This window comes from Pseudoalteromonas lipolytica (assembly GCF_003515105.1).
GTDB classification, from domain to species: Bacteria; Pseudomonadota; Gammaproteobacteria; order Enterobacterales; family Alteromonadaceae; genus Pseudoalteromonas; species Pseudoalteromonas lipolytica.
In genome coordinates this window covers 2,482,767-2,508,795 of record NZ_CP032090.1, presented here as the reverse complement: position 1 = coordinate 2,508,795, position 26,029 = coordinate 2,482,767, and the positions used below count along the sequence as shown (strand labels likewise).

The window sequence follows — 26,029 nt, the reverse complement described above, 5'->3', positions numbered from 1 at the left end:
AATAGCGTTGATATCACTATAGGGGTTAAAGCTAAGTTTAACAACGCAGATAAAATTGACTTCATTGGTTTAATTATTGATACAATTGAGGGCGGTTTTAGGAGAATGCCATGAATGTATCGTTTGAACAGTTAAAAAGTATGGTGGTATTTGCACATATTGTGCAGCAGGGGAGTTTAACGAAGGCAGCCGAGCAACTGGGTCTTTCGCGCGCTGTGGTGAGTTATCATTTAAAGAAACTAGAGCAGCAATTACAGCTTACCTTATTAAACCGCTCAACGCGTACTATGACCTTAACAGAAGCGGGTAAAGTCTATTATGAGCGTTGTCACGCAATTGCTGAACATGCCCAAGCGGCTAATTTGCATCTAGAAAACTTAAAAAATGAACCTGTCGGGGTGATAAAACTCAGTTGCCCAGTGAATGCTGGTTTGCAGCTTATTGTGCCTGCGCTTGCACAATTTAAACGCTTGTATCCAAAAATCGATATTGATCTGCAACTAAGCGATGACGTTGTCGACATTATTAAAGAGGGGATAGATTTAGCGATCCGAGGTATTGCGCTTGCTGATTCAAGTTTACAAGCAACTAAACTGGCAACAATGAAAACGTGTATATGTGGCTCTGTTGATTATTTTGCCAAGCACCCAGTGCCCGAAAGCATAGATGATTTAGCGAACCATACTTGGGTTGTTTATCAGCGAAGTAGCGCCACACTGAGCCTAGAAAAAGATAAGCGTCGCTTTGATGTTCCCCTTAAAGGCGGGATTAGCACTAATAATGCCGCAGCGCGCACGGCATTTGTTGAAGCGGGGCATGGTCTTGCAAAAATCCCTGTTTATGACGCGTGGCCAAAAGTAAAAGCCGGGCTTTTACGTACCGTACTGGATGAGTATAAATCGGCTGATATTGAATTGTATGGTGTCTTCCCGCCGGGGGCTGCGGGAAGCAAAAAATTGCGAGTATTGCTTGATTACTTAAAGGATTATTTTGCTAATCAAGTTGCCACGATGGGTATTTAAGCAAACAGGGTTAACGCAAAGTACGATTAAACAATGCAACAGCTTGTTGGTACATAGTTAAAGCGAGAGCTGGGTCGTAACGATCTCCCTCATCGCGCATAAATGCATGTTGTGCGTTAACTTCTTGCCACTGGTAATTAATTCCGGTAGCAACTGCTTGTTGGTAAATTTTAAGGCGGCCTTCTTTTGGTACATGTGGGTCTTGTTTGCCCCAAATAAAGTGAATTTCTCCTTGTATATCTGCCATGCGCTCAAACGAGTTATTGCCTGATTGTGCGGGCAATGTGTCACTGTGTATGTCTGTTGCATATAAACAAAATGCGGCTTTGATATCAGGATTCAGTGCGGCACGATAAGCAAGGTGACCACCAATACATACACCCATCGCTCCCACATAGCCTGTGCAATACGCTTGCGCGCGGGCAAATGCGATAAGGGCTGTGGTATCAGTGTCGTGGCTTTCAAGTGGTTTAGCCCATTTGTCGGCATTGCCTTTATCTTTGCCTTCATCATCGTAGGCAAGCACCGTGCCGAGTGGGTTTAACTCATGAAAAACCTCAGGCACTAACACGATAAAACCATGGCCTGCGAGCATAGCGGCAGAGCGTGCAATGGGGGCTGTTTCTTGAAAAATTTCAGAGTAGAAAATAATACATGGGAATTGGCCTTCGACAGCTGGGCGGTAAATGCTGGTTCGCATCAAACCTGTTGGGGTATCTATGTCGTGGCTATGGTGTTGAATAATCATGTTAATCCTCTAAAAACGGTTTAACCAATAATACCTCAGCCCCACCTTTTGGACGAGTAAAAGCCCTTGAAATTTATTGATGCTCAGTTAATTCTCTGAGGCAGGGTACTGCATACAGCTTGCATAATAGGTAAGAGTAGCAGGCCAATCAGAGAAAATAGCCATCACACCCACTTGCTTAGCAAGGACGTCTATCACAGTCATCATTTGCCCATCTTGTTTAATCACAGGGGCTATCGACTGGTAATAATATCCACCACCATTATTTAATGGGCCTGAGCGCTCTAAACTCCAAGTAATGATGTTCAGTCCGGCTTGTTTAGCTTTAATAGCATAAAGTGAGGGCACGATTTTACCTGACTGATCAAGACTTAATAGCATCCACATTGGCGGTGCAATAATGCGTACTCCATCGTCATACAGAGCCTGCATTGATGGCTGCCAGCTTGTTTCATCCATAGCATTAAAGTGTGCTTGCTCATCTCGGCCATCAAGGTAAATACTGTTGTTTGCAAATTCAGGGTGATTGTTTAGCCAATACTTCACATCGTTAAGATTAAATGATTGCGGATAAACATCTTGGCTATTCACGCCTAAGGCCTGATATTCATCAAGCATTTTTTGCGCGTAATCTTGCTGGCTAAAACCATCAAAGGGCATGCTAACTGCTGGGCTTTTTAGCTCAGGGGTCATTTTCACACCCAGTTCTTTAAACAGCGCAATACTTTGCTGGTGGGTCATTACAGTACCACTGTTTGCATATAAATCAGTGCGCCAGTTTGGCGTCCCTTGCAAATACTCTGCAACCGTTTTGGCATTTGGATTGGCGCCATCCATTTTTGCTTTTAACGTTAAAAACTCAGCTTGGGTGATATCGCTGGTACAGCATTTAGCCTGAGCAGGTTGGCCATCTTTGGCCGGGGTAAAGGGCTGGCTGCATTTTGCAGCGAGTTCTGGAATAGCTAAAATATTGGTAGTGGTGTGTAAATCACATTGTGAATGACGACACACGAGTTGCTTATCTTTGGTAAAGGCAACGTCACATTCAAGTACGCCAGCCCCCATTCTTGCTGCGGCTAAATATGACTCTTTACTATGCTCAGGAAACTGCATGGGGGCACCGCGATGACCAATGACAAAATCAGTTTTGTAAAAAGGGCCATTGCCACATGCAGCAAGTTGCTGCTTTAACGGCCCATCAGGCATATTTTCGATTAAATAGTAAGGCCTAGCGCCAACTTGCACTGCCTGCTCCTCTGGCAGACTCTTACAACCTTGAATAATGAACACTAAACAACATAAAACCAGTGCGCGCATAACAGCATCCCTCTAATCGAATAGAGTTTAGCTTATCAATACTCCATGGCAGTTTTATTAAGTTTCTGATTTATAATAAGTGCTAATAAGATAATCGCCGCGCCAATGGCAAGCTTGGTGATATCGGCATCACGATTCCAAATAACAATGTTAACTATTATCCCTGCTGGGATCAGTAAGTTATTCATCACCGCAAGCGCGCCAACATTCACAATAGTTGCGCCTTTATTCCATGCAAAGTAGCCAAGCCCAGAGGCAATCGTGCCTAGGTAAATGAGTACGCTCCATTGTGTCGTTGTGGTGGGCAGCTTGCTGGTATCGCCAAACAAACCGTAACAAATCAGTGCAACAATTAGGGCACCAATAAAGAACCAAGCGAATACCCGAGAGTGCGGTAGCTGCTCATCTTGCATCAAACGTTTGTAGGTTACTTGCCCGGTAGCAAAACAGATATTGGCAGCCTGAACCATTAACATACCAATGAGGTAGTTCTCATCAACGCCTTCGTAACGTATAGCGACGGCTCCCAAAATAGCCAGCATTGCGGCGAATAAAAATTTGGCATTAAAACGTTTTTCAAGCAAATCGTTTAACAGGGTGATATAAAGTGGCGTCATAACAGTAAATAGTAGTACCTCGGGCACACTAAGGTACAAAAACGAATGGTAATAAAAGCTGTACATGACACCAAGCTGTACCGCGCCTATTGCCATGAGCTTTAGTGCTAAGGCTTTAGGGGTTTTTCGCCAGTGTAAAAAGGGTAAGAACACGCACGTTGCTAAGCCTATTCGCATTAACACACTAAACCACGCATCTACTTGCCCTGCTAAATACACGCCAATAAGACTAAATGAAAAGGCCCACAGAAGGGTAACAGCGAATAAGTAAGTCATATTGTTTTAGTTTTGTTATAAAAGGGGCAGTGTATATGAGATAACAAAGAATTAAAATTGCCCATGACAATAATACGCAGCCATGGGCAATGGGGGGTTAGGGTTGGTTTGCCACGAACGCTTTTGCTTGCTGTTTTAATCTATCCAAAGCATTACGGTCGTAAAATGTGTTATGACTGATCACACCGCTAAGCGTTTTGGTGTTTCGAATATCTGTTAGGGGATTTTGTGAAAGCAAAATGATGTCGGCCACTTTACCTTTGGTAAGTGCCCCATACTGTTTCTGTTTATTTAAAAATTTAGGCCCTGCAAGTGTTGCTGATTGAAGTGTTTGCAACGGTGTAAGACCATAATCAGTAAAAATACTCAGTTCTTGGTGTAAAGAAAGCCCCGGATAAATAAACGAATTTAAAAAGCCTGCATCGGTGCCTGCAATAATGCTTACACCCGCTTGTTGTGCCAGTGGTAACAATTGTGCCGTTTTTGTGAAACGAGCTTTTCGCTGAATGATTTGTTCAGGGGTATCTTTATTAGCTCTGTCTACACGCCATTGGTAGGTCGCTTTTAAGCCCTTGCCAATGTAATTTAAAAAAGCGTCTTGCTGATGATTATCTTCATCGAGATAGGCGGTGATCTTGCCACCAATTAAAGTAGGCACAACCGCTGTGTCGTTGCTAGCAAGTACCGTAAACTTTTCTCTGGCTGTAGATTCATCAAATTGAGCGGTAATAATAGGCAGCGCGGTGCGATAGGTGAGTTCTTTAGAGGCTACTTTGGCTGAAATATCCGCTTCGTTTTTAGCCGCTGCTTTTAGCATGTAAGTCATATGCTCGATGGCATCAAGACCTGCCTTGGAGACATCAGTCACAGACAACGAAAACGGGATATGACCTGAAATTTGGTAACCCCGTTTTTTAACCTCTTTTACTGCCTTTAGATAAAGCTCAGGCGTTAATGCACTGTCGGTAATTTTGATAAAGTCGACATTCATGGTGTCTAGCAAATCCATTGCTGCGTGCATTTCTTCAGTCGTCTCAACTTCTAAGTCGCCGGGCCAAATAGAGCCTTTTCCTTCAAGTTTGGGGCCTGATGTAAAAATAGTTGGGCCGACTAACTGACCTTGTTTGACTTGTTCACGCCAACTGAGAACTGACTCACTCAGATCAGCCGCAGCATCACGCACCGTTGTCACGCCGTGGGCTAAATAAAGAGGGAGTAATTGTTTGTTTTCTTCTATGAGCTTTTCACCACCGCCAAAATGGACATGCATATCCCAAAGACCCGGCATGACATACTGACCTTTTGCATCTATAAACGTTGAACTTTGATATTGGGCACTCAGTGGCTGGTTACTGCGTTGTATGATAATGCCATCACGAATAGCCAGTGATTGGTTTGCTGCGATTTCTCCAGTGTGCATATCAATGATCTGAGCGTTATCGATAACAATGTCGGCGTGCTCATCTGGGATTGATGAACATGCAGCTAAAGCTGAGCAAAGTCCTAAAAGTAAAGCGTTTTTCATGTGTGAACTTATGTTTTTCTTTGAGATTAGCAAAAACGAGTTAACTGACAATTGCTTTGAGGTGAATAGGAGTAAAAGCGGGGTGAAAAATTAATTAATACTTAAAAAGTATGAGGGGTGCCCCTCATACTCTAAACAACATTGAGGTTATTCAACTAAGCCACGACGCTTTAATAACGCGTCGGTTGTTGGCTTTTGACCACGGAACTCAATATAGCTTTGCATTAAGTCGCGGCTATTACCTTTAGATAAAATTTCTTTACGGAAGTGATCACCGTTTTTGCGGGTTAAGCCGCCTTTTTCAGTCATATGAGTGAATGCATCTGCAGCGAATACTTCAGTCCAAAGATAAGCGTAGTAACCTGCTGAGTAACCACCGGCAAAAGTGTGGCTGAAGTAGCAAGATTTATAGCGCGGCGGCACGGGGTAGTACGCAATACCATGTTTGTCTAACGCATCATGTTCAAACTTTTGTACGTCTGTGATATCGGCATCAACACCGAATGAGTGCCATTCCATATCAAGGAGTGCCGCAGCTAAATACTCAGTTGTATCGAAGCCTTGGTTGAACTTTTGTGACTCAAGTACTTTTGCAAGTAACTCTTTTGGAATTGGCTCACCTGTTTTGTAGTGCTTGGCATAGTTCGCAAGTACCGTCGGCTCAACATTCCAGTCTTCGTTTGCTTGTGATGGGAATTCGACAAAGTCACGAGACGTTTTTGTCCCCGCTAAACTTGGGTATTTTACGTCAGAGAATAAACCATGAGCAGCGTGACCAAACTCATGAAATAAAGTTGTCACCTCAGAGAAGGTCATCAGTGTTGGTTGGCCTTCTGCAGGTTTGGGGATATTTTGCGCATTGTAGATGACAGGCTTGGTGCCTTTTAAACCACTTTGACCTACATAGGCACTCATCCATGCACCCCCTCGTTTGCCTTCACGTGCATATGGATCCATGTAAAATAGGCCAATGGCACTGCCATCTTCATTGAATACTTCGAACACCATGACGTCTTCGTGATATACAGGCAAATCTTTACGCTCTTTAAAGGTGATACCATAGAGTTTATTCATGGCAAAGAACAAGCCATCGTGGATCACTGATTGCATTTCAAAGTAAGGCTTAACTAAAGCTGGGTCTAAGTCGTACTTTTCTTGACGTACTTTTTCTGCATAAAATGCCCAATCCCAAGGTTGTAGAGCAAACGTTTCACCTGATTTATTGATTACCTGTTGAATTTGCTCCGCTTCCGCTTCGGCTTTAGCAACTGCCTTTGGTGCTAAGTCATCTAAAATACCGTATACATTTTCTGGCGTTTTCGCCATTCGCATCGTCAATACATAAGAAGCCCAATCTTTGAAACCAAGTAATGCCGCTTTTTCAGCGCGCAATTTGGTTTCCTTGAGAATAATAGGGCCGTTTGTTGCTTGCGCACGATTTGCAGATGTAGTCCAAATTTTCTCACGCAGTTTACGATTTTCAAGGCTTTGTAAAATAGGTTGGCGAGTGGTGTTCACCAGTGTGATCATATAACCTTCTTTACCCGCTTTGTCAGCCGCAGCTGCAAGGCTTGCAATTTCACCGTCAGATAAACCAGCAAGTTCGCTTTTATCTGTGACTAAAATTACATCTTCTTTGAACGATTTTAAGAGATTTTGTGAAAACTCGGTTGAAAGTTTTGCAAGTTCAGCGTTGATTTCACGCATTCTTACTTTGCCTGCTTCGTTTAGTTTAGCGCCCGCGTTGATAAACTTTTTAAAATAAAAATCGACTAAATGTTTGTCTTCAGCACTGAGGTTTTCTGCATTGTCATAGATAGCTTGCACACGATTGAAAAGCGCTTGGTTTAGATAAATATCGTCAGTATGAGCAGATAAAATTGGCGCCATTTTAGCGTCAATGCGTTGGTACTCGCTGTCAGAAATTAATCCAGATAAGTTAAAAAAGGCATCGGATGCGCGATCTAATAGCTCACCTGATAACTCCATTGCAACGAGTGTATTTTCAAATGTTGCAGGCTCTGGGTTATTGGCAATCTTTAAGATTTCAGCTTTTTGCTCGGCAATACCTGCTTCAAATGCAGGTTCGTAGTCGTTTGTTGATATTTTATCAAACTCAGGAGCCATATATTGCAAAGGGCTCGGCTTGAAAAATATAGACTCAGTATTCTTTTTTTGTGTTTCAACAATAGGTTGACTTTGTGTGTTAGCTTGCTCTGGACTACAAGCTGATAATAAAAATACACTAGCAACGGTGGTGGCTATTAGGGTCTTACGCATGCTGGCTCCAATAAAGTGGATAAATTTTCTATAATCTATCAAATTTTTGATGCCAAACAATAATATTTATCTTTTATTTTTCGTATTTTAGAAATAATTAGTCGATTTGGTGTGGGTGGCGCTAAAAAAGCCATCAATTAGTGTGATGGCTCGCTAGATAAAAAGTGGTATACGCTGTCCCATATTGATGGATGCTTTAAAGCGTGCCATAAGTTAGTTGTAACCCAAGACAAACTTTTTCTCTGAACCAAAATTTTCTGGCATGGCGTTGCCGAACTCTTTGTTAATTAATGCTAATGAGTGTTCTTGTTCGGCAAGTAAGTTCAAAATGCGGTTACGATACTCTAGACTTGATTCAAAAAGGTTTAAGTCAACGAGTGGCTGTAATGTTGCAAGTTTTTGTGTAAGTGTCATTTGTGACATTGTGCTCTCCTCATGCTATTAAAAGCTTTCACTATGTATATAGCACTTATGGTCTAAAAGAGTTAATAAATAGCGCTTTTTGCGCATAAAGATCTTAGAATTTACTAAGATTTCATCTATTATGCCGTGTTAAACTTAGTGACAACTGAATCAAACACGACTTTTTACTAGGAATGTTCATTTATGACCCTTGCTGATTTGCAATCTGCATTATCGTTTGTTTTGTTTACATATAACGATGTACAAATCACTGTGCTAAAAGTTATTCAAGTACCTTTGGTGCTGTTTTTAATGTGGTTTGTGGTCACATGGATAGGTCGATTAATTAAAAAAGCACTGTTGGCAAAAAACCTAGGGCCAGACACAGTTCATTTATTCACGCGTATTTACCTTGTTGTTACCATCGCAGTGCTTGTGTTTACTTCACTTGAGGTACTGAATATTCCGTTAACGGCATTTGCATTTGTCTCTGGTGCGATAGCCATTGGCGTCGGTTTTGGTGCACAAAATATCATTAACAACTTTATTAGTGGCTGGATACTCATGTGGGAACGCCCGATTAGAATCGGTGACTTCTTAGAAGTGGGTGATGCAAAAGGCGTGGTTGAGACAATTAATACACGTTCAACTCGTATTCGTCGCAATGATGGCGTGCATATGTTGGTACCAAATAGTCAATTGCTCGAAAACACAGTCACTAACTGGACGTTGATTGACCGTAATGCGCGTTCATCGGTAAACGTGGGTGTTGCATATGGCTCTGATGTGGTGTTAGTTGAAAGGCTGATTAAGCAAGTGCTAGATGAGCATCCTGCTATTTTAAAAAAACCAGCCTCGTCAGTATTGTTCGATGATTTTGCTGACAGTTCACTCACGTTTAGTGCAATATTTTGGGTGTGTGCTGAGTCTGAAGCACCGCTTCGTCAGGTACGCAGTGAATTACGCTTTAGCATTTATAAAATTTTTGCTGAGCATAATGTAACGATAGCTTTCCCACAGCGCGATATTCATATTGATGGGCAGATAGCCTTGAAAAGAACACATTCAAAATAACAATAAGAAAAGCGGCATTTGCCGCTTTTTTTACGTTGCCTCATGCAGTTTTTTAAGTTTAAACGACAGAAGCACCATGATGAGTCCAAACACAATTGCATAGCTTGCAACGAGCCATAGTAATGTAATGATACCGGCACCCGGATTAAACATAAGGTAGCCACCAAAAACAATTGAGATAACCCCACTGCCAATCAAAAGCCATTCATTGCTTATTTCTTTACGTAGCTTACTTGCAATGACAATTTCAATGACACCAATAGCGATAGCCCAAGCTGCAATAAAATAAAGCATTAGAATCGCAGTGACATTAGGGGCAAATAAGGTCACTAAAGCTGCTGCAATAGAAATTAGACCGCCTATGAGGAGCATCCACCATAGCGGGTTATCTTTTTTAGAAGCAAACGCTAACCAGGCTCTAATCGAGCCATCAACAAAAAAGTATGCAGCAAAAATAAACATCAATACGGCGAGGGATGCTTCAGGCGCAAGCCAGCCGCATAAACCAAAAATAATAGCGATAACACCGTGAATGAATAAGGAGGACCAATGTGGAACCAGCGAATTTGAAATGTGCATGATAATTTTCCTTTGCTTAAGTCTCTCTATAACTAACATTTCAGATACAGCTTGCAAAGAAATTTAATTATTTTTTGTACAGTTAATGAAAGCATGCTCTAATTTAAAAAGATAAATTTTTCTATGGTTTAAAGTTTTTCGGACAAGGAAAGAAGTGTGAAGAGTATAGCTAAGAAGTTTACGCTAGAGCTAGTTGGGTTATTACTGTGTTGCATGGTACTGTTTTCGCAGCCTGTGACTGCAACGACAACTCCCGAAGTGACCGTTAAGTCGCTTATCGATAAAGACAATAAAGAAGAGCACACCGAAACAAAACCCGAGAACCAAACCCAACAAGCCGTTACCTCACAACCTGATTCTAAGTTAGTTGAACCGACTGATGAATTACCGTTCGATGCCTTTTCTCGGATGACCCCGCGAAGTTCAATGCAAGGTTATTTAAAAGCAACCCGTGCTCGTGACTTTGAACGTGCCAGTTTTTATCTCGATTATCGTAACCTGCCGAAAGATGTTGAAGCTATTGGTAAGGCACAACTTGCCGAAAACTTATCTGTGGTACTCGACCGAACCTTATGGGTTGATGTTGATAGCTTAAGTAATAAGCCAAAAGGAAAGCAAAAAGAAAGTGTGCCGAGTTATCGTGACTTAGTAGGAGAGATCTCGACATCACAGGGCAAGGTGCAAATTTTATTGCAAATCGTGCCAGATGAAAAAACAGGCAACCGTATTTGGAAAATTTCAAATGCAACGGTAAGTCAAATCCCCTTACTGACGAAAGAGTATGGATATAATCGAGTGGGTGAATGGTTATATAAGCGCTTGCCTGATGTCGAGTTTTTAGGGGTAATGCTCTGGCAGTGGATTTATTTTGCATTCACATTTTTGTTATTTTTAGTGGTTGCAGTCATTTTAACGCGCATAGTGACCTTTGTGCTTGCGCATTTAAAAGTCCCAGTCGAAAAAGATGTCGTACGGTTTATTAACGGGCCTGTTTGTTTATTACTGGCCGTATTAATGTCGCGATCGTTAAGTGATCAATCTAATGTGACCATTGCCGTACTGGCTCTATTTCATGGCGCAACGGTGTTATTAATAGCTTGGGCATGGGTATGCTTAAGAGCGGTTGATATCGCCAAGCATAGGCTAAGTAATCGCTTCATTATGCAAGATAAACCACAGGGAGTGTTCTTATTACGTCCTGTAAGCAATGTACTTAAAACCAGCATCGTCATTATTGTGCTGTTTATGTGGTTTGAGAATTTGGGATTTAATGCGACGACGTTATTGGCTGGTTTAGGGATAGGTGGCTTAGCAATTGCGCTTGCGGCACAAAAAACGGTCGAAAATATTATAGGCGCAATCACCTTATATATCTCTGCACCGGTCAAAATTGGTAGCTTATGTAAATTTGGCAGCCATCTTGGAACAATTGAAGAGATAGGGCTTAGAGCCACGCGTATTCGTACATTAGACCGCTCTGTTATCTATGTGGCCAATGCTAAATTTGTTGATATGCAACTGGAAAATATTTCTGAGCGAGAGCGTATTTCGTATCGGCCAAAGCTGATGCTTAGTGCAAACACACCCAAGCAGAACTTAGAAAGCTTCATGCAGGCAGTGAGAGAGTTATTAGAGAAACATCAACACATAGCGTTTGAGCCATGTCGGGTACGCTTTAAAGGCTTTACACCTTGGGCTTTGCAAGTTGATGTACTAAGCTACGTAGAGACTGTTGATTTTGCATTTTATATGGAAGTAATTGAGGAGTTGAACTTGGCTATTTTGGGGTTGTTGAACGAGCATCATTGTGAGCTTGCTAACCCAGAATTTGCGCGAGTAACCGATTAGTGGACAATGAACGCTTAAATGACAGTCGTTATCATTTGCGCATAATGTATACACATTCTTGTATTTAATTGAACAGGACATATGTCCGCTAAAATAAAAAATATTTGCATAAAATCCTCTAAATGTGTCGATGTTGTCGCTAACTGTTGTAAAAAACTTGTTTATTTATCATTTTTAATGCAGTAAAAGCGTTATGAAGTGTTATAATCGTCAGCGTTCGTTCAGCCTCTTTACCTCGTTTTGCACTCTCGATTAAGAGGTCCGCGCAGCTTATTACAAGGCGCGAAAAATTGGCCGAACCCGTCAAATGAATTGACGCAACATCATCACCGTTGAATAAGAGTGCATTAAAAAGGTTAAAACCCGACATGAAAGCAATGAAAAGATCTACGTTAGCAACCCTAATTAATGCAACGTTGTTCTCTGCAGTAGCAGGTACTTCATTTTCTTCTATTGCAGAAGAAGCCACTGCTGAAAAAACCAACCAATTAGAAGTCATTCAAATCACCGCGCGTAAGCGTGTAGAGAACGCACAGGAAGTACCTGTTGCTGTTTCGGCTCTACAGGGTGATAAGCTTGATGCTTATAGTTCAGCTGGTATGGATATTCGTTTTATGAATGCGAAAATTCCAAGCTTATCAATTGAATCTTCGTATGGTCGTACATTCCCTCGCTTTTATGTTCGTGGTCTAGGTAACACTGACTTCGATTTAAATGCTTCACAACCGGTATCGCTTGTTGTTGATGATGTCGTTCAAGAAAACGCAATCTTAAAAGGCTTTCCTGTATTTGACGTGGCACGTGTAGAAGTACTTCGTGGTCCACAAGGTACGTTGTTCGGTCGCAACACGCCAGCCGGTCTTGTCAAGTTTGACACAGTAAAACCAAGTCAAGAGTTTGACGGGTTTAGCTCAGTTTCTTACGGTACTAATAATGCGATTGACTTTAGAGGTGCTGTTGGTGGTGGCCTGACAGATAATTTATCAGCTCGTGTTTCTGTTTTATGGCAAGACAAAGATGATTATATTGATAATCGCGCCCCAGGTTTTGAACAAGATGACATACTAGGTGGCTATACCGATAGAGCTGCTCGTATACAGTTCTTGTATGAAAAAGACGATTTTTCAGCATTACTTAATTACCACGTTCGTAACATGGAAGGTACTCCAATTCCATTCCGTGCGAATGCCATCAAAGCGGGTTCAAACGACTTAGTCGATGGCTTTAAAGACGATGTGGTCTATCATGATGCCGCTGCACGTGAATTCCAAAGAGTAGATGCTGAAGGTGTAAGCTTAAAACTTGAGTATGATCTTGAAGCCCATACAATTACTTCAATCACAGGCTGGGAAAGTGCAAAAGTTAACTCTCGTGGTGATATTGATGGTGGCTATGGCGCAGCATTCTTAGGCGATTACCAAGGTCCTGGTATTATTCCTTTCCCTTCAGAAAGTGAAAGTGGTTTACCAAAGCATGACCAATACACACAAGAACTTCGTATCTCGAGTAATTTTGTCGGTGATTTTAACTATCAAACGGGCTTATTCTACTTCGACGAGTCAGTAAGCATTGATAACTTTGGTTATAATACTTTGGCTGGTGGTGCATTGAATGGCTATGTTAATCAGCAGCAAGATACTAAAGCTTGGGCTGTATTTGGTACGGTCGATTACACTTTAACCGACGATTTAAAGCTAACAGCGGGCCTTCGCTACTCAGATGATGATAAAGACTTTGTTGCGGTCCGTAAAATTGTACCAGCTGATTTAAACGAATGTAACAACGACTTAATGCAGTGCCAAACTGATATAACGCGTACAGAAGATGCGAGTGATGATCATATCAGTTGGGATATTTCAGCTTCTTACAAGTTAAATGATGATGTAAATCTATATGCGCGTGTTGCTAATACATTCCGTGCACCTAGTATTCAGGGCCGTATTACTTTTGCAGACGAAGTAACCAAAGCGGATTCAGAAACCGTGACATCTTATGAAATGGGTGTTAAATCAGATGTATTAGATGGCCGTGGCCGTGTTAATGCGACCGTGTTCTATTTTAATATGGACGACCAACAGTTGACTGCTGTTGGTGGTACAGCGAACACAACTCGTTTACTTAATGCTGATAAAACAACTGGTTATGGTTTTGAGTTAGACACAGAGTGGATGTTAACTGATGAGTTAAACGCAACATTTAACTTAAGTTATAATAACACTGAACTTAAAGACAAAAACGTATCTATTGCGGTTCCACAGCGTCCAAGTTTAACAATTACCGACCCGGTTGTTGATGGCAAAGCGTTTATTGATGGAAACAGCTTACCACATGCACCTGAGTGGATTTCAAACCTTACACTACGTTACAGTAAAGAACTCGCTGGCGGTGAATTCTTCACCTATGCTGACGTGTCTTACCGTAGCGAAATCAACTACTTCTTATATGAGTCAGTTGAGTTTGAAGGCAAGTCATTAACAGAAGTGGGTTTACGTAGTGGTTATGCATGGTCAGAAGGTGACTATGAGTATGAAGCTGCTGTATTTGCACGTAACTTATTTGACGAGCAACAAGCAATTGGTGCAATCGACTTCAACAACAACACAGCAATGGTTAATGAAGGCCGCTTTGTTGGTGTAGAGTTTAAGGTTAAGTTCTTCTAAGCTTAAACGTTACGTTTTTAAAACCCGCTTTATAGCGGGTTTTTTCGTTTATAAACCTTCTTGTTACTGATAAAGTACGGGTTATAACTTAATTTATAAGAGAACTATCATGGCTGGATTTTGGAATTACCGTGTCATTTTTTGTGAAGCGACTAAAGATGAGGCTGCACAATATCAAATTCACGAAGTTGAATATAATCTCAATGGCAAAGTGACCAATTGGTCTGAAACCGGTGCCGCACCGTTTGGTCATACTGTTGAAGAACTAGAAGCCGATGCAGACCGTTTAAAAACCGCTTTTTCAAAACCTATATTGAAAGTGGTAAGAAAGCAGCGTGGCTATGAGTTGGTTGATGTTGAAACGGGTGAAGAGGCTTTTGCAGAGCCACCTGCGGGTTTAACTGAGTAACATATTATATTTATCGAAGGTGCCAAATGGCACCTTTTATCTTTTAGACTGTAAAAGGAATGAGGATGACTTTAAAAGCAGTATTGTTTGATATGGATGGCACACTTGTCGACTCTGAAAGTGTGCATTTTAATATCTGGAATGACATTTTAGCGCCGTTTGGCGTTCACTATGATGAAGCCACTTTTTGCCAGCGGTTTTCGGGCAGGCCAACCCTTGAGGCAGCGAAAGAAGTGGTTGAAAACTATCAATTAACTATTTCGCCTCAAGCGCTTACAGACGCGAAATACACTGCATTTGGTCATTTTGTGAGTGCAAACTTACCGGCTTTAATGCCACACGCAAAAGACGTGCTTGAGCAAGTTAAAAAAAGTGGTTTAAAAATGGCCTTAGTAACAGGAAGTGCTAAAGATGAAGCGTATCCGATTTTAAAGGGATATGGCATATTTGATTGGTTTGATTGTATTGTCACGAAAGACGATGTTAAAAACCCTAAACCTGCAGGTGAACCCTATCAACTCGCCCTTAAAAGTCTGAATATTAATGCCGATGAGGCTATCGCTGTTGAAGATACATTTACCGGTGTTACAGCAGCAAATAACGCTAATGTTAGTGTGTTTGCAGTGCCTAATCACTTTACCGTTGAACACGATTTTTCAAAAGCAGCAGCGGTCATGGCAAATCTTCAAGAAGTTTTCAAATGGGTACAAACTAAACTATAGTAAAGGAAAACGTGACTACTCGATTATGGTCACGTTGTTATTAATTACTGCAAGGAAGCAATTATGATTACCTTTATTAAAAAACACCTGTCCGTGTTTTTACTCGTTATCAGTTTTTCATCCACCGCAGCAGTCACCCCAGATGTTCTCCTTGCTAATGTTTATGATGCAGACAAGGTAAATATTAATGATTACTTAGTGAGCGAAAAGTATGACGGTATAAGAGCCATTTGGACAGGAAATAAACTTGTCACTCGTAATGGTCACCTCATCCATGCACCCGTTTGGTTTACAGCCCCATTGCCTGATGTTTGGCTCGATGGTGAGTTGTGGACGAAACGCCAAGATTTTGCCAACCTTAGCGGGATTGTTCGCACACATCAACCGAACGATAGCGAGTGGCACACAGTAAGTTATCAGGTATTTGATATGCCTGATGCTACGTTGCCATTTAGTCAGCGGTATCAGAATTACGCAGGCTTAGTAACGCAAATTAACGCAGAGCATATCAGAGCAGTCAAACAAAGACGGTTTACCGATAACCATCAGCTAAGCTTATTTATGGATGAGCTTGTTGCGAAGGGCGCTGAAGGCGTAATGTTGCACCTTGCTTTAGCTACACATAAAGCGGGTCGCAGTGATGCTTTGTTAAAGCTTAAGCCTTATCTTGATGCAGAAGCGGTCGTGATTGCTCACTTTCCTGGCAAAGGTAAGTATAAAAATATGTTAGGTGCACTTAAGGTGCGCAATGCCGAGGGTGTTGAATTTAAAATAGGTTCGGGGTTTTCTGATAAGCAACGGCAATTTCCTCCTGCGATAGGTAGCACCATTACTTATAAATATCATGGATTTACTAAAAATGGTTTGCCACGTTTCGCGAGCTTTTTACATGAGCGAGTACCGCTGTAACGTTTAAGCATTCAAAAATGGCCGCGACTATGGTAAATTTCGCGGCCTTTTTGTTGATGTATAGGTGATAGAATGTTTGCAGGCTTTGATTACGGAAGCTCTAATTGTGCAATAGGTGTGATGAATAATGAGCAGCAAGTATCATTGGTGCCGCTTGAGCAGGGCAAACACTATTTACCATCAACGTTATATACCCACCATAGTGCACTTGTTGTTGATTTTGTTGCGAAACATTTGACAGGGAGCGATCAAGAAGCTGAATTTAGGGCACAGCGCCAAGCGCTACTCAATACCATACCCCGTGTGAAGTCTGATTTAGATATTCAAACAGGCGATGAAACCTTATTTATTGGTCGTGAAGCGATTAGCGAGTATGTTCAATTTCCAGAAGAAGGTTATTTCGTTAAATCACCCAAGTCATTTTTTGGCGCAGTCGGCTTAAAGCAAGGTCAAATTAACTTTTTTGAAGACATAGCCACAGCGATGATCTTAAAAATTAAGCAACGTGCAGAGCAGTCTTTACAGCAAAACTTAACTGAAACAGTGATTGGTCGGCCTGTAAACTTTCAGTCAGTGGGCGGGGAAGAGTCAAACCAACAGGCACTGGGAATTTTAGAACGAGCAGCAAAACGTGCAGGTTTTAAAGAGGTATCATTTTTATATGAGCCACTGGCGGCGGGGATTGATTATGAAACGTCGCTACAGGCTGATAAAAAAGTACTGGTAGTTGATATTGGTGGGGGCACCAGTGATTGCTCATTTGTGCAGATGGGCCCAGGCTTTCGTCAAAATCAATGTCGCGACAATGACTTTTTAGCACACAGTGGTAAACGAGTAGGGGGCAATGACTTAGACATCGCCCTGAGCTTTCATGGCTTAATGCCATTATTAGGCTTAGGCACTGAGTTTAAGTCGGGCTTACCTTTACCAAATCAGCCATTTTGGCAAGCGTGCAAAATTAATGATGTGAACCTGCAAAGCCAATTTTATAGTGACGCTCATCATCGAGAACTTGTTACGCAATTGCGCGAAGTGCAGCAACCTGATTTATTTAAGCGCTTAATTCATTTACAGCAAAATAAGCAAGGTCACCAGTTGGTCCAGCAAGGTGAGGCTGCAAAAATAGCACTTTCATCAACAGACACATTCAATACTGATTTAAGCTTTTTAGATTCAGAGTTGAGTCAATGTTTAACGCTCAATGATTTAGCTTTAGCGGTAGAAGATTCAATAAACCAAATTGTGGCACTGGCTAAACAGGCGATACAAGAGGCCGGCACTTCACCCGACGTAATTTATTTAACGGGAGGCAGTGCCCAGTCGCCATTAATTAAAGCAGCGTTAAAAACACATCTGGGAAATATTGATATGCTCAATGGTGACCATTTTGGCAGCGTAACAGCCGGATTAACTAAATGGGCACATACGCTTTATCGCTAAATGTGCTCATTGATAAAAATTACAATGCTACTTGGCGCGTAGCTAAGTACTTCTCGTAATCAGGTAGCGTACGATTAAGCTCACTTTCCATCATTGGTGAGCTTAATAGCATATCTGCACTGACTTCATTACACGCTACAGGTATGTTCCACACTGCAGCTAAACGCAGTAACGCCTTTACATCGGGGTCGTGAGGTTGAGAAGCCAGTGGATCCCAGAAAAATACCAGCATATGCACTTCGTGTTCAGCGATTTTAGCCCCTAGTTGCTGATCTCCACCCATTGGGCCACTTAACAGCTTAATAACCTCAAGACCTGTTGTACGCTCTATTAAATGGCCTGTTGTACCTGTGCCATATAAGGTGTGTTTACTTAATATCGCTTTGTGTTTTTCACACCATGCTTTCAGTGCTGCTTTTTTACCATCATGGGCAACAAGGGCAATATTTTTTTTGGCGGGTAAGGCTTGTTGTTTTTGTTCCATAAGTGCTCTTATATTAGAAGGTTAATTGCCAGTGCAATAAAGACCAGTCCTGTGATTCTATCAATCCAAAGTTGGGTTTGCGGGTGATCACGAAAGTAACTGGCTATCTTATCGCCGAAATAAATATACGTGCAGTCGATAGGAAAAGCAAAAAGAGGATAGAGTAATCCAAAAAATGCTAACTGAAATGTGGTTGACGATAAGCTTGGGTCGACAAACTGCGGTATAAAAGCAATAAAAAACAACGCAACTTTTGGGTTAAGCACTTCGGTCATCATGGCTTGAAACATGACATTCTGCTTTTTACTGGTGCTTACATGGGGCTTATCTTCGCATTGTGGATTAGGCTGACTAACCGTTGCTTTTAACGTCGTTAATCCTAAATAACACAGGTAGGCAGCACCTAAATATTGAACCGTGGTATAAGCAACTGTAGAGGCTTTTAAAATAGCGGTTAAACCTATTACAGCAAAAAAGGTATGCACAACCCCGCCTAACGCAAAACCAAATGCGCTTTGCAAGCCTGCCGCTCTTCCATTAGCAAAGGTTTGTGCCATTAAAAAAGCGTTAGAAGGACCGGGGGCAATAGCGATTAAAAAACTGGCGCCTAAAAACGACAGTAAAAACTCAGGATTGATCATTGGCACAGGTGAATAAAGCTAGGTGCTTGATGTTAACAAGTTTTCAAGAAAAGAAAAAGCGGGCAATGTTGCCCGCTCATCGAGGTTGGGGAAAGTATTAGAACGCGACTGTGCTATTGTTTGAGCAAACAGTTGTGCTTTGTGCTTCACATACTTGATAAGTGTAAGAACCGCCGCCTTTCGCTGTAATTGTGTCTGTGTAACTGTTGTTATTTGCTACAGACGTTACTTTGCTGCCATTACGGTAAATATCTACATTACTGGTTGCTGCGCCATTCCAGCTAAGATCAACATACGCAACACCTTTTGATTTATAACCTGATGTTGATAAGCTAATTTCGTCACCACCCGGTGTCGTACCGCCACCGTTATTACCACCCGCACAGCCATTAGCTGTTAGGTAGGCATCAGCCGCAGCCGCTTTAACAATACCGTGGCCGAAGTAAACGTCGTGACCCGCAGCGCCTTGGTCTTCGGCTGTTGCTTTAAGTGCAGCACGGATTTCAGTACCAGTACATTGTGGATGATTTGACCAAACCAGCGCTGCCACACCTGAAACTGCAGGGGTTGCCATTGAAGTGCCGCTCATGTAGCCGTAATCGCTAGTACCAATGTTAATGCTAATGTTCGTGCTTGCAAGTAAAGCTGCACGGTCTTCAAGTGCTGCGCCTACGGCTGGAATATTTGTGTTGTTTGTATCGCCTAACGTACCGTATAACATACCCGCTTCGTTATTGATGATAACTGCACCAATACCGCCAGAGTTTTCACAGTTTGCCACTTTGTCGTAGAACGAAATGACACCACGGTCAATCATACATACTTTGCCTGATGCCGCTGTATCAACGCTTTCTGCTGTACCCATATAATAAGCTGTACCCGCAGCATTTCCTGAGTTTTCCATTGCAGATGTAGCATAGCCGGTATTATCCGCGGTTAAGCTTGCAGCCGTTGCCATGCCAGCAGGGTATGTAGATAAGGTATCAACACCACCCGCAGTGACTTCTACACAGATTGTTTCGTCAGTCGTTACATTTTTACCACGGCCCGACGTACAGCTTGGGAATTGTGAGAAATCAGCAATTTGATTGTTTGCATCGTTAGCACCTACCATCATTACTGATGGGTAACCTGCAGGGTATGAACGAACACTGTTTCCATCATTACCCGCTGCTGCTACAACAAGGCCGCCAGCGTTTGTGAAGTTAGCGAATGCATTTGATTCTGTGCTGTTTGAGCCACCACCGCCAAGGCTCATGCTGATAATATTAGCGCCTGCTTGAGAACATAAATCAGCTGCATGAGCTAGATCAGACGAGTAACCCCATCCCTCAGCGTTAAATACTTTGATGATGTGCATAGCAACACCCGGAGCCATACCAACAACACCTAGGTTGTTGTCAGCAGCACCAATAGTGCCTGCTACGTGAGTACCGTGAGGACCGCCGTTGTCAAACCAGTTGCCTGTGCCACTATCGTTATCACCTGTGATATTACCCCACACAAAATCAGGGTTTGATGCATCAAGGCCTGAGTCAATGACACACACTTTCATACCAGCATTGGCATCAAATGTTACTTGATCAGCTTGTGACTGATAAACTGCATAGGGAGTTAACTGTTGCTGCATTGCATTGCCAGCATCATCATTGTATACCGCCATGGGTACACGTTTATGATCTTCTTCAATGAGTTTAATATGTGGGTTATTAAGTAAGCCTTTAACGCTTGCTAAATCGTGACCAGTAAATTGTGCTGCAATAAAGCCATTACCATCAACTTTGATATCACCACCCAGTTTTTTAGCAAGGGCTTTCACCACGCCTTTTTTATTGTTGTCTACTTGGATGATATAACGGTCGTTTGCTGCGTGTGCAGTTCCTGCTGCACACAGACCACTGATGATTAACGCTAAAGCTAATTTATTCTTTTTCATATTTCGTATCCCAAACGTGTTATTGAGTTAACTAAATGTTAACTTAGTTAAACAGTAATTTAATAAAACCGTGGGTACAAGTAAAATTATCCATAAAAACGGAACAAAAAATTCTAGAAACAGGTCTTTTATAACCTAATGTTATATTGAGAAGTCTAAACGGGTAAATAGAATATAACTATTCTCATTTACCCGTATTTGGTAACGAATGTGAACTAAACTCTATGACAAGTGTTTATGTTTTAAGAGTAAATAAGCAAAGGGTATAAGCATTAAGAAGTGCACACCGATTAAAACGGGCGTAGCTAAGTTTAAATACTGTGTTATAAACACCAGTAAACTTGCGCCACTCATTTGCATTAAACCAATAAGTGCAGATGCAGTCCCCGCTTGTTTTGGGTATAAGCTTAACGCTCTACCGGCTGATGACCCTAAAGTTAATGCAAAGCCAAATGCAGCTATAAACATGGGGAACATGAGGGCAATAGCGCTACGCTGCTGGCTTAAAATGAGCATTAAACCGCCAGAGAGCACTAATAACATAAGGCCAATTTTTAATGCGCGTTTAGGTTGTCGCTTTATATACAGAGACATTATGAAACTAGCTAGAATGCTAAGCACGGCGTTACAGGTAAACCAAAAAGTAAAATCGCTGACGCTACCGCCTAATTCAGTAATAAGCCAGCCGGGTGCTAAGGTTACAAACACCAAAATTGCTGACATAGTCACTAAACAAATTAAGCTATGAAATAAAAACAGAGGGGTGCTGATTATGGGAATAAAGCGCCGTAAATCAAGAATGTGACCACTGTATACACTGTCGGCAGGGCGTGTTTCTTTATAAAGTATTAGCGTAATAAGTAAGCCTGCGAGGGCAAAGGCAGCCATAAATAAAAAGTTCATACGCCAGCCAAATTGCACCGTTAACCATGCACCTAAAATAGGGGCGAGGGCAGGGATAAAACACACGATACCATTGAGGTAAGTAATTATCTGACCGCTGCGCTCACTGCCAAATCTGTCTCTAACTATGGCAAATGCCACGACAAAGGTTGCACAGGCGCCCAAGCCTTGCAGTGCTCTTGCGATCATAAGACTGGTAAAGTCAGGAGATAGGTAAGCGCCATACGCAGCCAAACCATATAAAGTTACTCCTGCAATGGCGACAGGTTTACGGCCAAACTTATCTGCTAAAGGACCTGCGATTAACTGCCCAAGTCCTACGGTCAGCATAAAAATTGCGACGGTTTGTTGTACTTGTTTCTCCGATGCATGAAACTGGTCTGCAATAGTTGGAAAAGCCGGTAAATAAATATCAATAGCTAACGGGCTAAAGATAACCAGAAGGCCTAAGATGAATAGTAAACTGGGGTTTTTGTGCTGGCGTGACTGCATTCGCTCTCCTTAAAACGGTATTTTATGTGCCCCTTAAAGAAAAGAAAAGCGTTGATGCGGGTTATTGTGTGATACATACGTTGTCATTATGTTTGCGCGAGTAATGGTTACTTTAAATTTTCATTTCGCTATCTGGTCTGATGTGTTAGTTTTTATTTCTAATAAAAAAATTGGATAGATGTCGTGAGCTCACAATCGAATCTGTTAAAAATTTGGTCGAAGTGCCAGTCTTTGCCAAAAGGAAAATGGCTTTTTAGTAAAGCCGTGTGTTTTAAAGCGCCTTACTTTGCTTCAATAAAGCCTGTCGTCAATGAATTGAAATTGGGCTATTGCAGTGCAACGGTTAAAAATCGCCGTGCGATACATAATCATATTGGTACGATACATGCCATTGCTCAGTGTAATATTGCTGAATTATGTGCAGGGCTAATGGTTGATGCCACCGTACCTGCTAAAACGCACCGTTGGATCCCAAAAAGTATGACGGTTAATTATTTAGCAAAAGTGGATAGTGATATGCGCGCAGTGGCTGAGATAGATTTCCCTCGGCAATGGCTAGATAAAGAAGATTTAGTTGTACCCGTTAAGGTGTATAACAGCCGCGATGAATTGGTATTCACCGCAGACATTACAATGTATATAACGGCTAAAAAGCGTTAAGACTTGTCAGCGGCTTGTTTATTAACAAATGACAAGTCGTTGTCATCATCGACTAGCAGCGAGGATGTACTTTCTTCGCCCGCTTCAGGTTTAATAGGGGCAACGTTGTCTTCTTCGTGTCGATGTTTTAGGCTGCCTTCTATCATTGCACCTGCTTCAATGCTTAAAGTGTCGTGAAAGACATCACCATGCACTTCGGCACTACTTTCAATCATCACTTTGTTTGCAATCAACGAACCAATAATTTTACCTTTGACGACCACGCTATCAGCTTCGATCATGCCTTCAATCATACCGGTTAGGCCAATCACTAAATGCTTTACACGCAAATCACCTTCAATGCGACCATCAAGTTGAACTTCACCTTGGCTGGTGAGTGAGCCCGTCAAACGCATATCTTCTGCAATGATAGAGGGAGTGTGGTTGGTTCTTTTTAAAGATGAGCTACTGCTGGTTGCTGCTTGTTTTTTCTTACCGAACACGAGAAAGCGCCTTTGTTATTTTAACTGGATTGACATGTTTACCATTCACTAAAACTTCGTAATGTAGGTGCGTGCTGGTACTTCGACCAGTGCTACCCATTAAACCAATTACATCGTCTTTAGTGACTGTTTGGCCTTTTTTCACCTTAATTTTATTTAAGTGACCAAAGCGTGTTACGAAGCCATTTTTATGTTGTAGCTCGATAAAATTACCATAGCCGCCATTGCGACCTGCGCGAAGTACGGTGCCATCAGCAGGCGCAAAAATTTCTGTTTTGTGCCAACCTGCCAGGTCTACTCCTTTGTGAAAAGCGCGACGGCCATTCATTGGATCTTTACGTAAACCGTAACTGCTTGAAATATAGTAATCGGCTGCAGGCAGTGTTTGCGGTAGTTCACTTAATAAATTTTCTAAATTGTTTAATGCCAAGAGTTTGTCTGCAATGGCCAAAAATTGACTGGGTATTTTAGACTCATCAAATAAGTCTAACGGACCCCCTTGTGCAGTGTCGGTATCTTCAGCTACAGAACTGCGAGCAAGTGCGCTGTCTAATCCTGCCCCTTCAAGCATTGCGATAATCTCTTCGTGGCGTTGCTTAATTTGCTGATCTAAAAAATTGAAGGTGTAGTCATAGCTCTTATTAAGGCGTGTAATGCGCATTGAGGCGCTTTCGTATTGTTTTGCCTGTGCAGGTAGTTGCTCGTCTTCTAATGGGGCATGAAACTCGTCTGCGTTCTCTTGAATCGGCAGTAGGGTAGGTTCAGCCTCATTATTTAATGCTGGTTTGTTCATTGACTCAGGTAAAGACTCAATCATGCTTTGCAGTAAAGCTTGTTTTTGCTCTAACACCGCCAATTGTTCAAGTTGTTTTGTGTAAATGGCTTGCTGTTGTTGGTATTGCTTTTGCCATTCTTGTTGTTTGCTAAGCTGGGTTTGCTCTATTTGAGACATTTTGTCAGCTTGCGAAATGATTTGTAATGTTGACACGCTCAACCAAACAAGAGCGGTTAAAACGACGAGTAAAGTCGTTAATTGTACCCAAGGTGCTAATATAAGGTGTTTTACTTCGCCGTTTTGACGGATCAGCAGCTGTCGAGCTGGAAAAAACGTGCGATAAAAAGACTTAAGTTTAACTAACATGGCGTACATAAATCGGCTAATAACCGAGCTAAGATAGCAATCTGAACTAAAAAAGCTAGCAAAAAATTGTAACTCAGTTAAAAAAAGTACAAAAAAAAGGGCAAAAAATGCCCTTAGTTTATGAAAATAGATAAGTATTTCTATTTAGCAGGTAATACGGTGCCTTCAACTCTGCCGAAGCCAATACGTGCAAAACCTTCTTTTTCACACCAGCCACGCATAATAACGTTGTCACCATCTTCTAAGAAAGTACGTTGTTCACCGTTCTCAAGTGTGATTTTTTCTTTACCACCACGTGAAAGCTCTAATAAAGAACCCGCTTCTTCGTGCTCTGGGCCAGATTGCGTACCCGAACCAAGCATGTCACCAGGTTGGAAGTTACAGCCGTTTACCGTGTGGTGTGTGACCATTTGTGCCACTGTCCAGTATGAGTGCTTGAAGCTTGATTTAGAAACTAACGTTGGAGCGTGACCTTCTTTGCGCATTTTTTCAGTTTCAATTTGCACATCCATCTTAATATCGAACGCGCCAAATTCACGGTTGTGCGTCGATTCTAAGTAGTCCATTGGTTGCGGATCATTTTCATCGCGCGTCCACTGTGTTCTATACGGTGCAAGTGCTTCTGTTGTTACAATCCATGGTGAGACAGTTGATGCAAAGTTTTTCGCAAGGAATGGACCTAAAGGTTGGTATTCCCATGCTTGCAAGTCACGTGCTGACCAGTCATTGAATACACAGAAACCAAATACATGGTTTTCAGCGTTTTCGATGGCAATTGCATCGCCCAGCTCGTTACCTTTACCTAAGTAAATACCAAGCTCTAATTCGTAATCTAGGCGTTTACACGGGCCAAATGAAGGTACTTCAGCGTCAGGTGCTTTTGTTTGACCATTTGGACGGTGGAATGTTTGACCTGATACATCAATTGATGAAGAACGACCATGATAGCCAATGGGTACCCATTTATAGTTAGGCAGTAAAGGATTATCAGGACGGAATAAGCTGCCGACAGCCGTTGCATGGTAGATAGAGGTATAAAAATCTGTGTAATCACCAATGCGACATGGCAGTGCAAATTCTATATCAGCCTGTGCAATGAGGGCATCAGTAAGCTGAGCTTGCTCTTTGGCGCCTTCGCGAAGTGCGTTTGATAATGCAAGACGCAGTGCAGACCAGTATTGCTGACCTAAACCCATAAACTCATTAAGCGTTGCTTTGCTAGCCGCTGCAACAGCAACCTGTGCATCACCTGAGAAGATACCAAGTTCATTCACTTTCGCTAAATCAATTACTTGATCGCCAATAGCAACGGCACCACGAAACGCTTCGTCTGAGTTTTTACGACGAACTTCTGCGAATGGTAAGTTTTGAATCGGGAAGTCACAGTTCGCTTCGTTTGCTGAACTCACCCAGCTTTTTAAATTAATATCATGGGTTTCGTTAATTAGGCTCATACTCTTTC

The 26,029-nt window shown here is 41.9% G+C and carries 23 protein-coding genes; 9 read left to right on the top strand and 14 right to left on the bottom strand.

The window, feature by feature from the left end; all coding sequences use genetic code 11:
- Window positions 1-110: 110 nt before the first annotated feature.
- A complete protein-coding gene (locus D0907_RS11360) occupies window positions 111-1,022 on the top strand; it encodes a LysR family transcriptional regulator (protein WP_118844482.1) in 912 nt (303 codons plus the stop codon).
- A 10-nt stretch (window positions 1,023-1,032) separates the two neighbouring features.
- Here D0907_RS11360 and D0907_RS11355 read toward each other — a convergent pair whose 3' ends face one another.
- The 6 genes from D0907_RS11355 to D0907_RS11330 all read right to left on the bottom strand — a co-directional run bounded on the left by D0907_RS11355 (window position 1,033) and on the right by D0907_RS11330 (window position 8,208).
- Window positions 1,033-1,770 carry a dienelactone hydrolase family protein gene (locus D0907_RS11355; protein ID WP_118844481.1) on the bottom strand — a complete coding sequence of 246 codons (738 nt, stop codon included), beginning with the start codon at window positions 1,768-1,770 and terminating at the stop codon, window positions 1,033-1,035.
- Between the two features lie 87 nt (window positions 1,771-1,857).
- Window positions 1,858-3,087 carry a glycerophosphodiester phosphodiesterase family protein gene (locus tag D0907_RS11350; RefSeq protein ID WP_118844480.1) on the bottom strand — a complete coding sequence of 410 codons (1,230 nt, stop codon included), beginning with the start codon at window positions 3,085-3,087 and terminating at the stop codon, window positions 1,858-1,860.
- A gap of 35 nt (window positions 3,088-3,122) precedes the next feature.
- Complete coding sequence (locus D0907_RS11345; protein ID WP_118844479.1) at window positions 3,123-3,980, bottom strand: carboxylate/amino acid/amine transporter; 858 nt, start codon at window positions 3,978-3,980, stop codon at window positions 3,123-3,125.
- 97 nt (window positions 3,981-4,077) lie between these two features.
- Window positions 4,078-5,505 carry an amidohydrolase family protein gene (locus D0907_RS11340; protein ID WP_118844478.1) on the bottom strand — a complete coding sequence of 476 codons (1,428 nt, stop codon included), beginning with the start codon at window positions 5,503-5,505 and terminating at the stop codon, window positions 4,078-4,080.
- Window positions 5,506-5,652: 147 nt separating this feature from the next.
- Entirely contained in the window at window positions 5,653-7,785 is a 2,133-nt protein-coding gene (locus tag D0907_RS11335) for a M3 family metallopeptidase (protein ID WP_118844477.1), read from the bottom strand.
- Between the two features lie 213 nt (window positions 7,786-7,998).
- Window positions 7,999-8,208, bottom strand: coding sequence for a hypothetical protein (locus tag D0907_RS11330; RefSeq protein WP_036966917.1), 210 nt, complete (start codon window positions 8,206-8,208; stop codon window positions 7,999-8,001).
- Window positions 8,209-8,391: 183 nt separating this feature from the next.
- Between D0907_RS11330 and D0907_RS11325 the strand changes: the two genes are divergently transcribed.
- On the top strand, window positions 8,392-9,261 hold the full coding sequence (locus tag D0907_RS11325; RefSeq protein WP_036966919.1) for a mechanosensitive ion channel family protein: 870 nt from the start codon (window positions 8,392-8,394) through the stop codon (window positions 9,259-9,261).
- Window positions 9,262-9,291: 30 nt separating this feature from the next.
- On the opposite strand, the gene D0907_RS11320 is transcribed toward D0907_RS11325, so the two are convergent.
- Window positions 9,292-9,840 (bottom strand): HdeD family acid-resistance protein, encoded by a 549-nt coding sequence (locus D0907_RS11320; RefSeq protein WP_036966921.1) that lies wholly within the window; start codon window positions 9,838-9,840, stop codon window positions 9,292-9,294.
- Between the two features lie 156 nt (window positions 9,841-9,996).
- Here D0907_RS11320 and D0907_RS11315 point away from each other — a divergent pair, with 156 nt between their 5' ends.
- From D0907_RS11315 to yegD, 6 genes are all read left to right on the top strand, one after another.
- Window positions 9,997-11,688, top strand: a complete 1,692-nt coding sequence (locus D0907_RS11315; protein ID WP_244223125.1) for a mechanosensitive ion channel family protein — start codon at window positions 9,997-9,999, stop codon at window positions 11,686-11,688.
- A 368-nt stretch (window positions 11,689-12,056) separates the two neighbouring features.
- The gene (locus D0907_RS11305; protein ID WP_036966926.1) at window positions 12,057-14,348 is read left to right on the top strand and encodes a TonB-dependent receptor; all 2,292 of its coding nucleotides are present in this window, start codon (window positions 12,057-12,059) and stop codon (window positions 14,346-14,348) included.
- 109 nt (window positions 14,349-14,457) lie between these two features.
- Window positions 14,458-14,757 carry a hypothetical protein gene (locus tag D0907_RS11300; protein WP_036966929.1) on the top strand — a complete coding sequence of 100 codons (300 nt, stop codon included), beginning with the start codon at window positions 14,458-14,460 and terminating at the stop codon, window positions 14,755-14,757.
- 65 nt (window positions 14,758-14,822) lie between these two features.
- The gene (locus tag D0907_RS11295; RefSeq protein ID WP_036966931.1) at window positions 14,823-15,479 is read left to right on the top strand and encodes an HAD family hydrolase; all 657 of its coding nucleotides are present in this window, start codon (window positions 14,823-14,825) and stop codon (window positions 15,477-15,479) included.
- 63 nt (window positions 15,480-15,542) lie between these two features.
- The gene (locus tag D0907_RS11290; RefSeq protein ID WP_036966933.1) at window positions 15,543-16,388 is read left to right on the top strand and encodes a DNA ligase; all 846 of its coding nucleotides are present in this window, start codon (window positions 15,543-15,545) and stop codon (window positions 16,386-16,388) included.
- Between the two features lie 72 nt (window positions 16,389-16,460).
- On the top strand, window positions 16,461-17,828 hold the full coding sequence (yegD, locus tag D0907_RS11285) for a molecular chaperone (RefSeq protein ID WP_065978847.1): 1,368 nt from the start codon (window positions 16,461-16,463) through the stop codon (window positions 17,826-17,828).
- Between the two features lie 19 nt (window positions 17,829-17,847).
- On the opposite strand, the gene D0907_RS11280 is transcribed toward yegD, so the two are convergent.
- The 4 genes from D0907_RS11280 to D0907_RS11265 all read right to left on the bottom strand — a co-directional run bounded on the left by D0907_RS11280 (window position 17,848) and on the right by D0907_RS11265 (window position 22,284).
- On the bottom strand, window positions 17,848-18,312 hold the full coding sequence (locus tag D0907_RS11280; RefSeq protein WP_036966937.1) for a methylglyoxal synthase: 465 nt from the start codon (window positions 18,310-18,312) through the stop codon (window positions 17,848-17,850).
- An 8-nt stretch (window positions 18,313-18,320) separates the two neighbouring features.
- Complete coding sequence (locus D0907_RS11275; protein WP_036966939.1) at window positions 18,321-18,953, bottom strand: LysE family translocator; 633 nt, start codon at window positions 18,951-18,953, stop codon at window positions 18,321-18,323.
- Window positions 18,954-19,050: 97 nt separating this feature from the next.
- Window positions 19,051-20,889, bottom strand: coding sequence for a S8 family serine peptidase (locus D0907_RS11270; protein ID WP_118844476.1), 1,839 nt, complete (start codon window positions 20,887-20,889; stop codon window positions 19,051-19,053).
- A gap of 222 nt (window positions 20,890-21,111) precedes the next feature.
- Window positions 21,112-22,284 carry a multidrug effflux MFS transporter gene (locus D0907_RS11265; protein ID WP_118844475.1) on the bottom strand — a complete coding sequence of 391 codons (1,173 nt, stop codon included), beginning with the start codon at window positions 22,282-22,284 and terminating at the stop codon, window positions 21,112-21,114.
- A gap of 183 nt (window positions 22,285-22,467) precedes the next feature.
- Here D0907_RS11265 and D0907_RS11260 point away from each other — a divergent pair, with 183 nt between their 5' ends.
- Window positions 22,468-22,944 carry a hotdog fold domain-containing protein gene (locus D0907_RS11260; RefSeq protein ID WP_036966946.1) on the top strand — a complete coding sequence of 159 codons (477 nt, stop codon included), beginning with the start codon at window positions 22,468-22,470 and terminating at the stop codon, window positions 22,942-22,944.
- On the opposite strand, the gene D0907_RS11255 is transcribed toward D0907_RS11260, so the two are convergent.
- From D0907_RS11255 to fahA, 3 genes are all read right to left on the bottom strand, one after another.
- Window positions 22,941-23,426, bottom strand: a complete 486-nt coding sequence (locus D0907_RS11255; protein ID WP_036966948.1) for a bactofilin family protein — start codon at window positions 23,424-23,426, stop codon at window positions 22,941-22,943. The two genes, D0907_RS11260 and D0907_RS11255, sit on opposite strands and share 4 nt — an antisense overlap.
- Window positions 23,416-24,567: a M23 family metallopeptidase gene (locus D0907_RS11250; protein ID WP_118844812.1), complete on the bottom strand. Its 1,152-nt coding sequence runs from the start codon at window positions 24,565-24,567 to the stop codon at window positions 23,416-23,418. The genes D0907_RS11255 and D0907_RS11250 overlap by 11 nt, the downstream gene beginning before the upstream one ends.
- 140 nt (window positions 24,568-24,707) lie before the next feature.
- Window positions 24,708-26,021, bottom strand: coding sequence for a fumarylacetoacetase (fahA, locus tag D0907_RS11245; RefSeq protein WP_065978848.1), 1,314 nt, complete (start codon window positions 26,019-26,021; stop codon window positions 24,708-24,710).
- Window positions 26,022-26,029 lie beyond the last annotated feature (8 nt).

Coding starts and splice junctions, on each gene's coding strand:
- D0907_RS11320 (WP_036966921.1), bottom strand. CDS start 9,840: ATGCACATTTCAAATTCGCTGGTTCCACATTGGTCCTCCTTATTCATT.
- D0907_RS11295 (WP_036966931.1), top strand. CDS start 14,823: ATGACTTTAAAAGCAGTATTGTTTGATATGGATGGCACACTTGTCGAC.
- D0907_RS11300 (WP_036966929.1), top strand. CDS start 14,458: ATGGCTGGATTTTGGAATTACCGTGTCATTTTTTGTGAAGCGACTAAA.
- D0907_RS11250 (WP_118844812.1), bottom strand. CDS start 24,567: ATGTTAGTTAAACTTAAGTCTTTTTATCGCACGTTTTTTCCAGCTCGA.
- D0907_RS11275 (WP_036966939.1), bottom strand. CDS start 18,953: ATGATCAATCCTGAGTTTTTACTGTCGTTTTTAGGCGCCAGTTTTTTA.
- fahA (WP_065978848.1), bottom strand. CDS start 26,021: ATGAGCCTAATTAACGAAACCCATGATATTAATTTAAAAAGCTGGGTG.
- D0907_RS11325 (WP_036966919.1), top strand. CDS start 8,392: ATGACCCTTGCTGATTTGCAATCTGCATTATCGTTTGTTTTGTTTACA.
- D0907_RS11355 (WP_118844481.1), bottom strand. CDS start 1,770: ATGATTATTCAACACCATAGCCACGACATAGATACCCCAACAGGTTTG.
- D0907_RS11335 (WP_118844477.1), bottom strand. CDS start 7,785: ATGCGTAAGACCCTAATAGCCACCACCGTTGCTAGTGTATTTTTATTA.
- D0907_RS11340 (WP_118844478.1), bottom strand. CDS start 5,505: ATGAAAAACGCTTTACTTTTAGGACTTTGCTCAGCTTTAGCTGCATGT.
- D0907_RS11290 (WP_036966933.1), top strand. CDS start 15,543: ATGATTACCTTTATTAAAAAACACCTGTCCGTGTTTTTACTCGTTATC.
- D0907_RS11270 (WP_118844476.1), bottom strand. CDS start 20,889: ATGAAAAAGAATAAATTAGCTTTAGCGTTAATCATCAGTGGTCTGTGT.
- D0907_RS11360 (WP_118844482.1), top strand. CDS start 111: ATGAATGTATCGTTTGAACAGTTAAAAAGTATGGTGGTATTTGCACAT.
- D0907_RS11350 (WP_118844480.1), bottom strand. CDS start 3,087: ATGCGCGCACTGGTTTTATGTTGTTTAGTGTTCATTATTCAAGGTTGT.
- D0907_RS11345 (WP_118844479.1), bottom strand. CDS start 3,980: ATGACTTACTTATTCGCTGTTACCCTTCTGTGGGCCTTTTCATTTAGT.
- D0907_RS11330 (WP_036966917.1), bottom strand. CDS start 8,208: ATGTCACAAATGACACTTACACAAAAACTTGCAACATTACAGCCACTC.
- D0907_RS11305 (WP_036966926.1), top strand. CDS start 12,057: ATGAAAGCAATGAAAAGATCTACGTTAGCAACCCTAATTAATGCAACG.
- yegD (WP_065978847.1), top strand. CDS start 16,461: ATGTTTGCAGGCTTTGATTACGGAAGCTCTAATTGTGCAATAGGTGTG.
- D0907_RS11265 (WP_118844475.1), bottom strand. CDS start 22,284: ATGCAGTCACGCCAGCACAAAAACCCCAGTTTACTATTCATCTTAGGC.
- D0907_RS11280 (WP_036966937.1), bottom strand. CDS start 18,312: ATGGAACAAAAACAACAAGCCTTACCCGCCAAAAAAAATATTGCCCTT.